This window comes from Streptosporangium sp. NPDC000509, from assembly GCF_042898365.1.
In the GTDB taxonomy this organism is placed as follows: Bacteria; Actinomycetota; Actinomycetes; order Streptosporangiales; family Streptosporangiaceae; genus Streptosporangium.
On the sequence record NZ_JBIAYX010000021.1, the window covers coordinates 140,455 to 153,464 of the forward strand.

Consider the following 13,010-nt stretch of genomic DNA (forward strand, 5'->3'; position numbering starts at 1 on the left):
TCCGCATCCCCCCGTAGAGTGGGAATCATGAGCCCGAAGATCGCAACCAACGAGGTCGTCTCCCGCGACCGGCTGCTGGATTTCCTCCGTGACCGCCACCGCGCGCTGGTCATCACCGCGCGGCGCGACGGCAGGCCACAGGCGTCCCCGGTGACCTGCGGCGTCGACGCCGAGGGCCGCATCGTGGTGTCCACCTACCCCGAACGCGCCAAGGCCTCCAACGCCCGCCGTGACCCGCGGGTGAGCGTCGTGGTCCTGTCGGACGACTTCGACGGCCCCTGGGTGCAGGTGGACGGCACGGCCGAGGTCCTCGACCTGCCGGAGGCCCTCGAACCGCTGGTCGACTACTACCGGTCCATCTCCGGTGAGCACCCCGACTGGGACGAGTATCGAGCGGCGATGACACGGCAGGGCAAGTCGCTGTTGCGCGTCACCCCGGAGCGCTGGGGCCCCATCGCCACCGGCGGCTTCCCCGCCCGGCTGGCCTGAGGGCCTGGCGCCCGGACAGGCCCTCAGGCCAGGCTGCACTGCCCGGCCGCGTCGCGGTCGATCGACTCGACCGGACAGGCCCTCAGGCCGGGCGGGCCCCGTGGACCGGCCTGTCGGCCAGGAGACGACCTCCAAGGATCACCCCAGGTCGGCCAGGACGGCCTCGGCCGCCCTGCGCCCCGAGACCAGGGCTCCCTGCTGCGAGCCCGTGTCGCGGTGGTCTCCGCACACATAGCGGCCCGGCGCGAAGCGCACGGGGCGCCGCAACGAGAACGGCGGCACCATCGCGGGCAGCGCCTCCTTGACGGCGTACGTCGCCAGATGGTCCCAGTTCGAGGTGTCCGTCCCGTAGATCTGTGAAAGCCGTGCCCTGACCCGGGGCTCGTCCGCGTCGGAGAGGACTCCCAGCACCGACGTGGAGACCAACGCCCGGCCCGGCGGCGCGTACGCGGGCGCGGCGTCGCTGATGACCAGGGTGTCGGTGATGTGGCCCTCCGCGTCGACGATCTGCGTGGGGTCGTCCATGGGCGAGCGGGAGGCCGCGTGGTAGAAGGTCGTCACCGAGCGCATCGCCGGAGTCTCCAGCCCCGGATAGAGTGCGGCCGCCATGGCGGGGTCGGTGGCCACCACCACCGCGCGGGCCTGGATCGTCTCGCCCCCGGCCGTCTCCACGCCCTCCTCGGTCACGGCGAGGACCGGGGTCTCCAGCGCGAGCGCCCCCGGAGGAAGGCGTCCGGCGAGCTGCCGGGTGATCTCTCCCATGCCGAGCGCGGGCACCCCGACCGTTCCCCGGGCGAAGGCGCGCCAGATGAGGTGGAAGAAACGGCTGGAGGTCTCCAGTTCCCGTTCCAGGACGACACCGGAAAGGAACGGGCGGATCAGTTTCTCGACCATCCTCGGTGAGACGCCCCAGTGCCGCAGTTCCTCACGCGTGGTGCGTTCGCGCCCGTCGCGCAGCCGGCTCACCGGCAGCAGGAGGTCCCGTGCGGTCAGCGCCGCCAGGGCCGCCTTGTCGCGCGGGGAGCCCACGTCGGCGAGGAGCCCGCTGAGCGCCTGGCCCGGGTGGCGCCAGGGCAGCATGAACCGCTCCCGCCGCCCTCCCTCGAAGGAGATCAGGCCGGACGGGATCGGGCGCAGGTCCAGGGCTCCGATGTCGAGGACCCGCGCGGCCTCCGGGTAGGCGGTGTTGAAGACCTGGAAGCCGCGGTCCAGCCGGAAGCCGTCCACGACGTCGGTGCGCACCCGCCCGCCCGCCTCGTCCGCCGCCTCGACGACGCGGACCTCCACTCCCGCCGAACGCAGCCGCAGGGCGCATGCCAGACCGGCGAGACCCGCACCGACGATCACCACCGTGTCCGGCATGACGCACCCCCTCACGTCGACGGCGGCACGAAACCTCAGGAGGTCCGTGGAATCCCCCGGATGAGGGGACCCGCCGTCCTTGTCGTCGAGCGGCGAGCGCCGGGGGTTGCGCCCGCCGATCCGTTCGTCGTACGACCTACCCCAGCTTCACGGTGATCTCGCCTCCGAGCTGGAAACCTCCGGTCAGTTCCAGGTCGTCACCGCTCCAGAAACGGCCGGGGTCGTACCAGTTCGGCCGTCGCCCTCCGGGCAGCAGTCCCATGGCCTCGTAGGTGACCGCGACGACCTCCGCGCAGTAGGCGCTCTCCAGGGCGCTCTCCTCGGTGCCCCGCTTGAGGATCCTGGGCACCCGCCCCTTCATCCAGCGGCCGGCGAGCCTGGCCGTCGAGGGGAAGGGCGTGCCGTCCAGCCGGGCGACGGTGCGCAGGACGGCGTCCTCCATCTCGGGGGGTGCCTGCGGCTCCAGCTGTCTCAGCCAGCCGCGCTGGCCGTATCTGGTGGCCCAGACCGTCACCGCCTCGCGCAGGTCGTGCAGCTGGACGCCGCGCTGGTGGGTTCCCGACCACAGGTCGGGCAGGGAGCGACCCAGTTCGGCGTGCCACATCAGGGGCGGCATGTCGTCGATGACGACCGACATGCCGACGTGGTTGACGGGGCTGTTCGTCATGGTCTGGATCGCTCGATCGGGCACCGTTCGACCGCGGAACAGCCACACGTCGCCGGTGCGGGTCAGGTTGACGGCCTCATCGAGGCTGATGCTCTTGCCGGACATTCCGATAGCGTAGGCACATGCGATGGTGGAAGATACTCGGTCTGGCGGGTGTGGCGGGCGTCGCGGCCACGGGAGTCGTGATCGCGCGGGCCGAGCGCCGCCGGCAGGCGTACACCCCGGAGGAGATCCGCGCCCGCCTTCGCGCCCGCCTGGAGGAGTCCTCCGGCGAGCTCTCCCGGGATTCCGCCGAGCCGGTTCCCCGGTCCGTCGGCCCCGCCGACCAGACCCCCTGACTTCACGCCCTGTCCCGAGGCCCCCTCCCCGCCGCCCGGGCCGGACACCCGGAGCCCGGCGGTGCGCCTGAGTCGCTGCCGTGCCTCAGACGTCCGGCAGCGACTCAGGCGCGCCGCGCGGGGGCGAACCGTCGTCGCCGTCGCCCTCGGGGGCCGTTTCCCGGGCGAGTAGCGCGCGGGGGCGGGCCGCGAGACGGCCCGCCCCCGCCCTGCGACCGTCAGTCGAACCGGATCGCGGCCGGGTCCCACCCCTCGGGCAGCGGTGCGGGCACCGGGCAGGTGCTGCCGACCTCCACGAACTCGCCCCGCTCCGCGGACTCCGCGATGGCGATCATCGTGTCGAGGACGTGCAGGCCGAGCTCGCCGGTGGTCCGGTGCGGCCTTCCCTCACGGATGGCCTGGGCCATGTCGAGCACGCCCAGGCCGCGACCGGCCTCGGTACCCTTGATGGGAACCGGCGTCCACTCCTCGTCGGTGGCCCGGCGCAGCCGGACCTCACCGCCGAAGGTGTTGGGATCGGGCACCTCCATGGTCGCCTCGGTACCGGTGATCTCGACGAACCCGGTGCGTCCCAGCGGCGAGTCGAAGCTGAAGACGAGCGTGGCGGCCTGCCCCGCGGCGAACTCCAGGAGCGCGGTCGTGTGGGTGGGCACCGCCACGGGAACACGCGTCCCCGCCTTGGGGCCGGAGCCGACGACCCGTTCGTCCCTCGCCCTGCGGCTGACCGCGGCGACCCGCGCCACCGGGCCGAAGAGGGTCACCAGGGTCGTCAGGTAGTAGGGACCCATGTCGAACAGCGGCCCGGCCCCGGGCTGGAAGAAGAACTCGGGGTTCGGGTGCCAGACCTCGGGACCCGGTGTCTGGAACAGGGTGAGGGCGGTGAGCGGGGTGCCGATGGCCCCCTCGGAGACGAGCCTGGCCGCGGTCTGCAGCCCCGCGCCCAGGAAGGTGTCCGGGGCGCTGCCCAGGAGTACCCCCGCCGCCGTGGCGGCCTCGACGAGCCGCGCGCCGGACTCCCTGTCCACGGTGAACGGCTTCTCGTTGTAGACGTGCCGCCCGGCCAGGACGGCGGCGAGCGCCACCTCGGCGTGCGCGGCCGGGATCGTGAGGTTGACCACCAGTTCCACGTCGGGGTGCGAGATCGCCTCCTGCGGGGAGGTCGCCACCGGCACGCCGTAGCGCGCGGCGACCTCCTCGGCACGGGCCAGGTCCAGGTCGGCGCACGCCACCACGCGCACGCCGGGGAAGGTGGTGAGGTTACCCAGGTACTGGTGGCTGATGTTGCCGCATCCGACGATCGCCACCCCGAGCGGGCCGGTCATGCGCTCACCCGCCCGGCGGCGACGAGACCGGTCAGGTAGGCGTGGCTGTCGTCCAGCGCCTGGAGCATGTCGGTGGCGCAGTGGTCGAGCTCCACGATCCGCACCGCGTCCGGCGCGGTGTTCAGCGCGTCCACGATGGGCACCTGGCCGGCGCCGACCGCGGTCATCGGGCCCTCCTGGGTGGCGGGGCCGTCCTTGACGTGCAGGTGGCTCACCCGCTCGCCCAGCCGGTTCAGCAGCCCCGAGGGGTCGACCCCGCCGGTCGCCGCCCAGTAGAGGTCGACCTCCAGCAGCACCGAGGGGTCCAGCAGCTCCGCCAGCACCTCCAGCGCGGGACGGCCGTCCACCCGTTGCTCCAGTTCCCACCAGTGGTTGTGGTATCCGAGCCGTAGCCCGTGGTCGGCGGCCTCACGGGCCGCCTCGCCGATGTTCCTCGCCGCCAGCTCGACCCCCTCCCTGTCGGCGAACCACTCGGCGGGGGCGGCGGGCACGATGACGGTCCGCGCGCCGACCGCGACGGCACCGGCGAGCGAGGACGCGCGCCGCTCGTCGAGAAGCGGGGCGTGAACGCTGCACACCGAGAGCCCGGCCTCCTCCAGATCCTCGCGCAGACCTCCCGGATCGAGATGCGCGTCGAACGGCTCGACCGCGTCGTACCCCATGCCGGCGATGCGGCGCAGCACGGCGCGGCGATCGACGGCCGCCTGTTCGCGTACGGAGTACAGCTGGACGGCGAGTGAGCTCATCAGTTCTCCTTAGGCGTGGGGGACACCTTCGCCTGCGGGCGAAGGAGAGAACGCGGCTTCCTACCCCGCGACGGGGAGGACCAGGGCCGCGGCGCCGTACAGGCCGGCGTCGCGTTCCAGGGAGGTCCGTTCGACGGTCAGGCGGCGCAGGAAGGCGAGGCCGGCCCGTTCGGCGACCGCCTGGCGCAGCGGGGCGAGCAGGGTCTCCCCCGCCCCGGACACGCCGCCCCCGATGACGACGTCGTCGATGTCGAAGAGCGCCGCCGTGGTGAGGATCGCCACGGCCAGCGCGTCGGCGGCCCGCTGGAAGGCCAGCTGGGCGGCGGGCACCCCGCGTGCGGCGTCGGCCGAGAGCGCGCGGGCGTCCGGACGCGCACCGGGAGCGCTCCAGCCGTTCGCCAGCGCCCAGCGGACCATGCTCGGGCCGCTCGCGATCGTCTCCAGGCAACCGGTCGCCCCGCAGGGGCAGAGCTCTCCGTCGCGGTCCACGATGATGTGCCCGATGTGTCCGGCGTTTCCCGTGGGTCCCACGTACGGCGTCCCGTCGAGGACGAGGCCCCCGCCCACACCGGTGGACACCACGATGCCCAGCAGGGCGCGGGAGCGCGAGTGCCCGCCCCGCCACCACTCCCCCAGTGCCATGCACTGCGCGTCCCCCGCGAGGGCGACGGGGAGGCCGGGAAGGAGCTCGCTCACCGCGCCGACCAGGGGGAAGCCCCGCCAGGCGGGGATGTTGACCGGGCTGACCGTGCCGGCGACGGCGTCGAGGGGGCCCGCGGAGCCGATCCCGATCCCGGCCAGATCTCGGGTGTCATCGACGGCGGCGTCCGCGGGGCGATCGTCCCGGGTACCACGGATGTCGTGGACGAGCGAGACCAGTGTCGCCTCGGGGTCCCGGCCGACCGGTACCTCCACCCTGCGTGTCACGGTCCCGTCGGGCCTGACCAGCGCCGCGGCGAACTTGGTGCCGCCGATGTCGATCGCGAGGGCGGTCACCGGCCGGCCCGTCCGGCATGCCGGAGCGCGGCTGGAGGGCAGGTGACCATCGGTGCCACCGCGCGGCTGTGCAAGGGGGTCCTCCGCTGATCGATGCCACAAAGGGTACTTTTCCCAAGTGACCGGGCAAACAGGCTGAAGGTACGACGGTAATGACAACGTTGTCAACGGTATACGGGAAGCACGGAGCCACCGGTTCACCCCAAGCCCTCATGAGTTGTGCAGCCTTATCTGATTTAAGGGCAGATACGGTTAGCCCAGGTGTGATGTGAGGAGACTGCGATGACGCACGAACACGCGGGACAGCCCGCCAGGCCGTCCGATCTGGTCGACGTGGCCCGCCTGGTGACCTCTTACTACGCCCTGCATCCCGACCCGGGTGAGATCGGCCAGCGGGTGGCGTTCGGGACGTCGGGACACCGGGGCTCCTCGCTGAACGTCGCCTTCAACGAGGACCACATCCTCGCGACCAGCCAGGCCATCGTGGAGTACCGGGCCGCGCAGGGTGTCGACGGCCCGCTGTTCCTGGGCGCCGACAGCCACGCGCTGTCGGAACCGGCCGGCGTGTCGGCGCTGGAGGTCTTCGCGGCCAACGGGGTGACGGTCATGATCGACAGCCGGGACGGCTACACTCCGACCCCCGCGGTCTCCCACGCGATCCTGGCCCACAACCGGGGACGTTCCTCGGCGCTTGCCGACGGCGTGGTGGTGACCCCCTCGCACAACCCGCCCGGCGACGGCGGCTTCAAGTACAACCCGCCGCACGGCGGCCCCGCCGACACCGACGCCACCTCCTGGATCCAGGACAGGGCCAACGCGCTGATCGCCGACGGGCTGAAGGAGGTCAGGCGGATCCCGTACACCCGGGCGCTGGCCGCCGACACGACCGGCCGGTACGACTTCCTCGGCCACTACGTGGACGACCTGCCCTCGGTGCTGGATCTCGACGCCGTCCGGGAGGCGGGGGTGCGCGTCGGCGCCGACCCGCTGGGCGGGGCGAGCGTCGCGTACTGGGGGGAGATCGCCGAGCGGCACCGGCTGGACCTGACGGTGATCAACCCGCTCACCGACCCGACATGGCGGTTCATGACGCTGGACTGGGACGGCAAGATCCGGATGGACTGCTCGTCGCCGTACGCGATGGCCTCGCTCATCGCCAACCGTGACGCCTTCGACGTCTCCACGGGCAACGACGCCGACGCCGACCGGCACGGCATCGTCACGCCCGACGGAGGGCTGATGAACCCCAACCACTACCTCGCCGTGGCGATCTCCTACCTCTACTCCCACCGGCCGGGCTGGCCCGGCGGTGCCGGGGTCGGCAAGACGCTGGTGAGCAGCGGCATGATCGACCGGGTGGCCGCCGACCTGGGCAGGCCGCTCATGGAGGTCCCCGTCGGGTTCAAGTGGTTCGTGCCCGGCCTGCTGGACGGCTCGCTGGGCTTCGGCGGCGAGGAGAGCGCCGGGGCGTCGTTCCTGCGGCGCGACGGCTCGGTGTGGACCACCGACAAGGACGGCATCATTCTGGCATTGCTCGCCTCGGAGATCATCGCGACCACGGGCCGTTCACCGAGCGAGCACTACGGCGACCTGGTGTCCAGGTTCGGCGACCCCGCCTACGCCCGCGTCGACGCCCCCGCGACCCGGGAGGAGAAGGCGGTGCTCGCCAGGCTCTCGGCCGAACAGGTCACCGCGGGCAGCCTCGCCGGCGAGGAGATCACCCAGGTGCTGACCTCGGCCCCCGGCAACGGCGCGGCCCTCGGCGGGCTCAAGGTCTCCACCGAGAACGCCTGGTTCGCCGCCCGCCCCTCGGGCACCGAGGACGTGTACAAGATCTACGCCGAGTCCTTCAAGGGCCCCGAGCACCTGAAGCGGGTGCAGCAGGAGGCGCGCGACCTGGTCTCGGCCTCCCTGGGCTGACGGCGACGACATACGACCGGCGGGCGCGTCCGAGGCAGGGCGCCCGCCGGGCGCCCCTCCCCGGACGAAAGCGGACGCGGCCTCAGGTGAACATGCGCCAGGCGGCGGGCAGGACCGTCCAGCGGCGCCGGGTGATCCGGCCGGTCAGCTCGCCGTCGGCGTTCACCGGGACGGAGTCGCCCTCCACGGTCACCTCCCCGCCACGGGTGGTGATCACGTCGCGCAGGCCGGGATGGGTTCCCCTGCGCAGCCGGAGGGCGTAGGCGAGCCTGTTCAGCGGTCCGGTCGTCAGCGAGACGACGACGTCGGCCATGCCGTCGTCGGGCCTGGCCCGGGGAGCCAGCGGGGTGCCGCCGCCGATGGTGAGGCCGTTGCCGATCCCCACCATGAGCACCCGGTGCCCGTCGCCGACGGAGCGGCCGTCCACGGTGACGCGCAGCCGCCAGCCGGGGCTTCGCACACCGGCGAGCAGCGCTCCCGCCGCGTAGGCGAGCCGCCCGAGCACCGGCTTGAGCGGCGTCGCCCCCTCGGACGCCTCGGCGCCGATGCCGAGGTGGACCATGTTGACGACGACCCCGTCCTCGTCGTCCACCAGCAGGTCGAGCGGCTGCGGCCGGCCCGCGAGCACGACGCGGGCGGCGACCGGCGGGTCCAGCGGGACGCCCAGGCCGCGGGCGAAGTCGTTGCCCGTACCCAGCGGGACGAGTCCCACCGTACGGGCCTCCAGCTCGCCGCGCCGGTGCAGGGCGGCGACCACCACGTGCAACGTGCCGTCGCCGCCCAGCACGACCACGTCCCTGCCCGGGCAGGAGTCGAGCATCTCGTCCAGGTCCTTCTTACCGGCGGGCGCCTCGATCACGTCGGCGCCACCGGCGCGCAGCGTTTCGAGTGCGGCGGTCCTGGCCTTCTCGTCGGCGCTCCCCGCGCTCTCGTTGTAGATCGCCAGCAGCTCGGCCATGTCGTTCCTCCACGTGGTCGTCCCTACGGCTCCTGCCCACCGGAGTCCCGATCACGCGGGTCCCGCCCCATCCGCCACCAGCGCAGGGACACCCACAGCCCGGTCGCGACACCGATCAGCACGGCCAGGACGTACACCGCGCGGATCGTCTCCGGTGAGGTGTAGCCGTTGCCCGCCACGAGGATCGCCATGAGCAGCGCGGACAGCAGTCCCACTCCCACACCCCCGGCGATCCCGAGCAGCCCCACCTTCAGCACGCGTGACAGGCGGCCGCCGGGAGGCCGGGGCACCGGCGTCATGACGGCCATGAGGCGGCCCACGACGAGGGCGGGATCGTCGTCGACCCCGCCGGCGACGAGCTGGACGGTCACCCCGCCGCGCTCGGGCTCGCTCAGGCAGATCCATTGACGCTCGTCGAGGAAGACGGTGGCGCCTCCCGCACCGGGGACGGTCAGCCACAGGAACGGCGTGCCCTCGGGAAACGTCCTGACGCCGTGTCTGGCCGTCGGCGCGTGCACGTCGAGCGCCGCGCCGAGAGCCCGCAGCGCCACCTCCTGGCCGGATATCCCCACGGCTGCCTCCCTTCCTCGTCCCTGTGCGGCGCGCGACCGGGCGCTCGCCTTCCGGCGGGGCGCCCCGACCCGAGGGGCGCCCGGAGGATCGGAGCCGTACGGCGGACCTCGTACGGCGGATCCCGGGGGGGCCGGGCCCGGCTCTCGGCGGGGCCCGGCGAGCGGTCAGGCGGATCTCACACGGTGGATCCGCGCAGAGAACCGGTCTCGGTGAGGGAAGGGGAGCAGATCTCGTCCAGCACGCCGCGAAGCCGGGCCCGGTAGTCCTGGTCGGCGAGCCTGCCGTCGGCGTCGAACGGGGCGGGAGTCGTGGAGACGGCCAGTTCCGCGCCCCGCACCACCGCGCCCGCCGCGCCGAGCGCCCTGCGCAGCTGGATCTGCGTCCACATTCCCTCGTGCGCGCGCGGGCAGGCGGTCACCACACCCACCGGCTTGCCCATCAGGACCGCACCGCCCCGCGCGGAGACGATCCAGTCGAGCGTGTGTCCCAGCTGCGCCGGGAGCGCGCTGTGCGCCGGTGCGGTGATCAGCACACCGTCCGCGGTGGAGAGGCGGTGCCACAGATCGGCCACCGGCCGCGGGAGCCCGCCCTCCTCCAACGGCGGCACCTGCTCCAGGCCCCGCCAGATCTCGAAGTCCACCGTCGCGGGCAGTTCCCGTGCCGCCGCCTCCAGGAGCCTCCAGACGTACGCCCCCGGGCGAAGGCTTCCCGCGATCCCAACGATCCTCATTCCGGCCCCATCCTGTCGCCGTACGGCGACGTCACGAGTGAGAGAGGTTCCGCCCTCGGTCACGCGGTCGCGGCCGCCGGCGGGGCTCCCCCCTCGAACTCACCGACACAAACCGCTACTCGACCTCACCGTGACACGAAGAGGGAGGTCCGATCGTGGTACGGGTCGAGCCGCCCCGCTCACGAACCCCGGAACGGCGATCACGCTTCCGTGAACCAGCACGGCGACGGCGGTGCCGGCGAACCTCACACTCCATCACACTCGGGGCCTGCCCTCAGTGCGGGGGGACGAACATGATCAAGCGTATCCTTCGCGAAAAAGCAGGTTATTTCTCTGTCAAGGGCGGCGAGGGCGCTGGAGGAAAGGCCGGTCCCGCGCTATGGAGCCCCCGGGTAGGTGCGGGGAGCCGCCCGGTCGGTGACCCGCTTGAGCTCGAAGAACGCCTCCTCGGTGGCGAGCACCTTGAACGCGTCCCAGAGCCGCCCGGCCCGCTCGCCGGTCGGGATCTCGCTGACAACGGGGCCGAACTGACCGGCGTGCCCGTTCACCGAGATGGTCGGGACGCCGATCAGCGCCTGGCTCCGCTCCCCCGCCGGCACCAGGGCGTGCGAGGCGTGGATCGCCTCGTCCCAGGTGTCGTCGCTCCGCGCCGCGAGCAGTTCGGGGGGCAGCCCGGCGTCGGCCAGCGCGGCGGCGATCACCGGCTCCAGCGACTCCATCGCGGCCCGCCGGCTCGCGAGACCACCGTCGGGCGTCGTGTCGCGGGCGCGCCGGAACAGGCCGTCCTCGCCGTGGTAGCGGGTGCCGAGCGCGGTGTAGAGCTCGCCGACGGCGGCGTCCCCGGCCGCCGCGCGTGCCGCCGCGAACACCCGGATGGTGCCCCGGCCGAGCTCGACGATCTCGCGGTACTCCTCGGGCATGTCCTGCTTCTCGTTGAGCACCGCCAGGCTCATCTCCCGCCAGTTGATCCTGATGGGACGCACCTCGCGCACCTCCAGAATCCAGCGGGAGGTGATCCAGGCCCAGGGGCAGCCGGGATCGAACCAGAAGTCGACCAGATCCTCACTCATCGTAATCCTCTTTTCCGTGGAAGTTCCTCACAGCATCGGACCTCAAGCACACTGAAGGTCAAGTTCGCCGACCGCACCGGAGCCGGGGCACGAGCCGCGGCCACCGGCGTTCCCTGGGGCCGGACGCCGGGATCCCGCCCGTCCCGTGCCACCGATCTGCCCGGGGGTGAGCCCGCCGCAGCGGATCAGCCGTGGCCACCGACTCGCCACGACGCGGCCCGCCCGGGGTACGGGGCTAACCGGCCGACGCGGCGCGCCGGGCGGCGGGGGTGATCGCCGCCACCAGACGCGGTGCGAGGGCCGCCGCCTGGGCGCGGATCTCCGGGATCGCCGTCGTCTCGTACAGGCTTCCGCGCAGCAGGGGGCCGAGCGTGAAAATCCTGTCGTCCGCTTCTCCCGACGCGTCCAGGACCGCACCGCCGGGATCGGCGTCCAACCCGAGCCGCAGCCGGTCCGGCCGGACCACGCCGTCGGCGACGAGTCGGGCGAGGAGGGGGTCGCGGGCGATGTCGGTGCCGGGCCCGGTGGCGTTGACCAGCCAGCCGACGTCGAGTTCGCGGACGGCGCCGTCGGTGCTCACCTGGGCGCGCAGCCCGCGAGGGCCGGCGGTGGCCCGGAGCAGCCGGCCGCGGAGCAGATGAAGGCGGCCGTCGGCTCTGAGGTCGGCGATCCTGGCGGCCGTGGGGGGAGGGATCCGGTGGCGGTGAACCTCCCAGTGGCGGGCGGCCAGGCCCAGGAACCGCCGCTGGTCGTCCGGGGTGAGCCGGGCCCACAGTCTCTGGGCCTGTGGCCGCAGGCCGTCGACCACGCCGTACCAGTCGCCCCCGTTGTCCCGTACGGCCAGACGCACGGCGCGGAGCAGGTCGCCGATCCCCAGTGGCCCGTCCGGGATCGGTGTCGGGACCGGTGGCGGCACGGGCCGGGGGTGCGGGCGCGGCAGCAGCGCGTGCCGCGACACCGCGTGGACCACGGTCTCCGGGTGCGCCCGGGTCACGCTGACCGCCACGTCCACCATGGTCAGCCCGGTCCCCAGCACGAGCACCGGCGCGCCGTCGCGGATCTCCGAGAGCGCGTCCGGCGCCCACGGGTCGGCGACGTAGCCGGGGCTTTTCTCGTCCACGATCGGCGGCCTGGCGGACTGCGCGCGGTTGCCCAGGGCGAGCACGACGGCCTCGGCGTCGATCCCGCCGCCGCCCGACAGGTGGACCCGCACCCCCCGGTCCCTGGTCAGGGCGCTCACCGTGCCCTTCACCCTGCGCACCACACGGACGGGCCACTCCTCTGCGTCGGCCAGCAGGTCGCGAAGGTAGCGCCCGTACGTCTGTCTGGGCAGGTAGTCGGATTCGGAGACGTCCAGCCCGTCGTCGAGGGCCCAGCGCAGGAAGTGGCCGGGGTCGTCGTCCAGCCCGCTCATCTTGTTCGCGCAGGCGTTGAGGAGGTGGTGCGGATCGGTGGTCGAGTACGCCTGTCCCAGCGCGTGCCGCCCGTACCGGTCGATCAGCACGACCTCCAGCGGCGTGTTCCGTGCCCGCGCCTCGCGGAGCAGGTGGACGGCCGCCAGCGTGCCGCTCGCGCCGCCGCCCACGACGGCGACCGATGGGTAACCTGACACGCGATCCAGCATAACCCACTATCCCTACAGGGTATACGGGATAGCGAGAACACGGGCCACCCCATTCGCGGTCTTGACGCTTTCGGCGGCGAGCACCCCCTCCGGGGGCATCGCCCCTCCCACCTCGACGGGAGGGGGAGCGCGCACGGATGACAGAAAACTACTTTTGGGGCATTGAAAATGAAGGAAATCATCATTGATGGGTAGCCTGCCTTCAGACACCTTCC

The 13,010-nt window shown here is 72.8% G+C and carries 13 protein-coding genes; 3 read left to right on the forward strand and 10 right to left on the reverse strand.

The window, feature by feature from the left end; all coding sequences use genetic code 11:
* The first annotated feature begins 27 nt into the window (after positions 1 to 27).
* Positions 28 to 489: a PPOX class F420-dependent oxidoreductase gene (locus ACFY3D_RS32620; protein ID WP_389986665.1), complete on the forward strand. Its 462-nt coding sequence runs from the start codon at positions 28 to 30 to the stop codon at positions 487 to 489.
* A gap of 138 nt (positions 490 to 627) precedes the next feature.
* Here the strand turns inward: ACFY3D_RS32620 and ACFY3D_RS32625 are convergent, their stop codons facing one another.
* Together ACFY3D_RS32625 and ACFY3D_RS32630 are read right to left on the reverse strand one after the other, a co-directional pair.
* Complete coding sequence (locus tag ACFY3D_RS32625; RefSeq protein ID WP_389986668.1) at positions 628 to 1,851, reverse strand: NAD(P)/FAD-dependent oxidoreductase; 1,224 nt, start codon at positions 1,849 to 1,851, stop codon at positions 628 to 630.
* 136 nt (positions 1,852 to 1,987) lie between these two features.
* Positions 1,988 to 2,623: a hypothetical protein gene (locus ACFY3D_RS32630; RefSeq protein WP_350946243.1), complete on the reverse strand. Its 636-nt coding sequence runs from the start codon at positions 2,621 to 2,623 to the stop codon at positions 1,988 to 1,990.
* 17 nt (positions 2,624 to 2,640) lie between these two features.
* On the opposite strand from ACFY3D_RS32630, the gene ACFY3D_RS32635 reads away from it, so the two are divergent.
* Positions 2,641 to 2,856: a hypothetical protein gene (locus tag ACFY3D_RS32635; protein WP_389986671.1), complete on the forward strand. Its 216-nt coding sequence runs from the start codon at positions 2,641 to 2,643 to the stop codon at positions 2,854 to 2,856.
* A 218-nt stretch (positions 2,857 to 3,074) separates the two neighbouring features.
* Here ACFY3D_RS32635 and ACFY3D_RS32640 read toward each other — a convergent pair whose 3' ends face one another.
* The 3 genes from ACFY3D_RS32640 to ACFY3D_RS32650 are packed head-to-tail and all read right to left on the reverse strand — an operon-like array spanning position 3,075 to position 5,920.
* Positions 3,075 to 4,178, reverse strand: a complete 1,104-nt coding sequence (locus ACFY3D_RS32640; protein WP_389986674.1) for a Gfo/Idh/MocA family protein — start codon at positions 4,176 to 4,178, stop codon at positions 3,075 to 3,077.
* Positions 4,175 to 4,924: a sugar phosphate isomerase/epimerase family protein gene (locus ACFY3D_RS32645; RefSeq protein ID WP_389986677.1), complete on the reverse strand. Its 750-nt coding sequence runs from the start codon at positions 4,922 to 4,924 to the stop codon at positions 4,175 to 4,177. Before ACFY3D_RS32645 ends, ACFY3D_RS32640 begins: the two co-directional genes overlap by 4 nt.
* A gap of 60 nt (positions 4,925 to 4,984) precedes the next feature.
* The gene (locus ACFY3D_RS32650; RefSeq protein WP_389986680.1) at positions 4,985 to 5,920 is read right to left on the reverse strand and encodes an ROK family protein; all 936 of its coding nucleotides are present in this window, start codon (positions 5,918 to 5,920) and stop codon (positions 4,985 to 4,987) included.
* 282 nt (positions 5,921 to 6,202) lie between these two features.
* On the opposite strand from ACFY3D_RS32650, the gene pgm reads away from it, so the two are divergent.
* On the forward strand, positions 6,203 to 7,840 hold the full coding sequence (pgm, locus tag ACFY3D_RS32655; protein WP_389986683.1) for a phosphoglucomutase (alpha-D-glucose-1,6-bisphosphate-dependent): 1,638 nt from the start codon (positions 6,203 to 6,205) through the stop codon (positions 7,838 to 7,840).
* Positions 7,841 to 7,922: 82 nt separating this feature from the next.
* Here the strand turns inward: pgm and ACFY3D_RS32660 are convergent, their stop codons facing one another.
* The 5 genes from ACFY3D_RS32660 to ACFY3D_RS32680 form a co-directional block, all read right to left on the reverse strand.
* Positions 7,923 to 8,798 carry a diacylglycerol/lipid kinase family protein gene (locus tag ACFY3D_RS32660; RefSeq protein WP_389986686.1) on the reverse strand — a complete coding sequence of 292 codons (876 nt, stop codon included), beginning with the start codon at positions 8,796 to 8,798 and terminating at the stop codon, positions 7,923 to 7,925.
* A 23-nt stretch (positions 8,799 to 8,821) separates the two neighbouring features.
* Complete coding sequence (locus ACFY3D_RS32665) at positions 8,822 to 9,370, reverse strand: hypothetical protein (protein ID WP_389986689.1); 549 nt, start codon at positions 9,368 to 9,370, stop codon at positions 8,822 to 8,824.
* A gap of 176 nt (positions 9,371 to 9,546) precedes the next feature.
* Positions 9,547 to 10,101, reverse strand: coding sequence for an NADPH-dependent FMN reductase (locus ACFY3D_RS32670; protein WP_389986692.1), 555 nt, complete (start codon positions 10,099 to 10,101; stop codon positions 9,547 to 9,549).
* A 377-nt stretch (positions 10,102 to 10,478) separates the two neighbouring features.
* The gene (locus ACFY3D_RS32675; protein WP_389986695.1) at positions 10,479 to 11,171 is read right to left on the reverse strand and encodes a disulfide bond formation protein DsbA; all 693 of its coding nucleotides are present in this window, start codon (positions 11,169 to 11,171) and stop codon (positions 10,479 to 10,481) included.
* Positions 11,172 to 11,406: 235 nt separating this feature from the next.
* Entirely contained in the window at positions 11,407 to 12,783 is a 1,377-nt protein-coding gene (locus tag ACFY3D_RS32680; protein ID WP_389986698.1) for an FAD/NAD(P)-binding protein, read from the reverse strand.
* Positions 12,784 to 13,010: the final 227 nt, after the last annotated feature.

Coding starts and splice junctions, on each gene's coding strand:
- ACFY3D_RS32620 (WP_389986665.1), top strand. CDS start 28: ATGAGCCCGAAGATCGCAACCAACGAGGTCGTCTCCCGCGACCGGCTG.
- ACFY3D_RS32625 (WP_389986668.1), bottom strand. CDS start 1,851: ATGCCGGACACGGTGGTGATCGTCGGTGCGGGTCTCGCCGGTCTGGCA.
- ACFY3D_RS32630 (WP_350946243.1), bottom strand. CDS start 2,623: ATGTCCGGCAAGAGCATCAGCCTCGATGAGGCCGTCAACCTGACCCGC.
- ACFY3D_RS32635 (WP_389986671.1), top strand. CDS start 2,641: ATGCGATGGTGGAAGATACTCGGTCTGGCGGGTGTGGCGGGCGTCGCG.
- ACFY3D_RS32640 (WP_389986674.1), bottom strand. CDS start 4,178: ATGACCGGCCCGCTCGGGGTGGCGATCGTCGGATGCGGCAACATCAGC.
- ACFY3D_RS32645 (WP_389986677.1), bottom strand. CDS start 4,924: ATGAGCTCACTCGCCGTCCAGCTGTACTCCGTACGCGAACAGGCGGCC.
- pgm (WP_389986683.1), top strand. CDS start 6,203: ATGACGCACGAACACGCGGGACAGCCCGCCAGGCCGTCCGATCTGGTC.
- ACFY3D_RS32660 (WP_389986686.1), bottom strand. CDS start 8,798: ATGGCCGAGCTGCTGGCGATCTACAACGAGAGCGCGGGGAGCGCCGAC.
- ACFY3D_RS32670 (WP_389986692.1), bottom strand. CDS start 10,101: ATGAGGATCGTTGGGATCGCGGGAAGCCTTCGCCCGGGGGCGTACGTC.
- ACFY3D_RS32675 (WP_389986695.1), bottom strand. CDS start 11,171: ATGAGTGAGGATCTGGTCGACTTCTGGTTCGATCCCGGCTGCCCCTGG.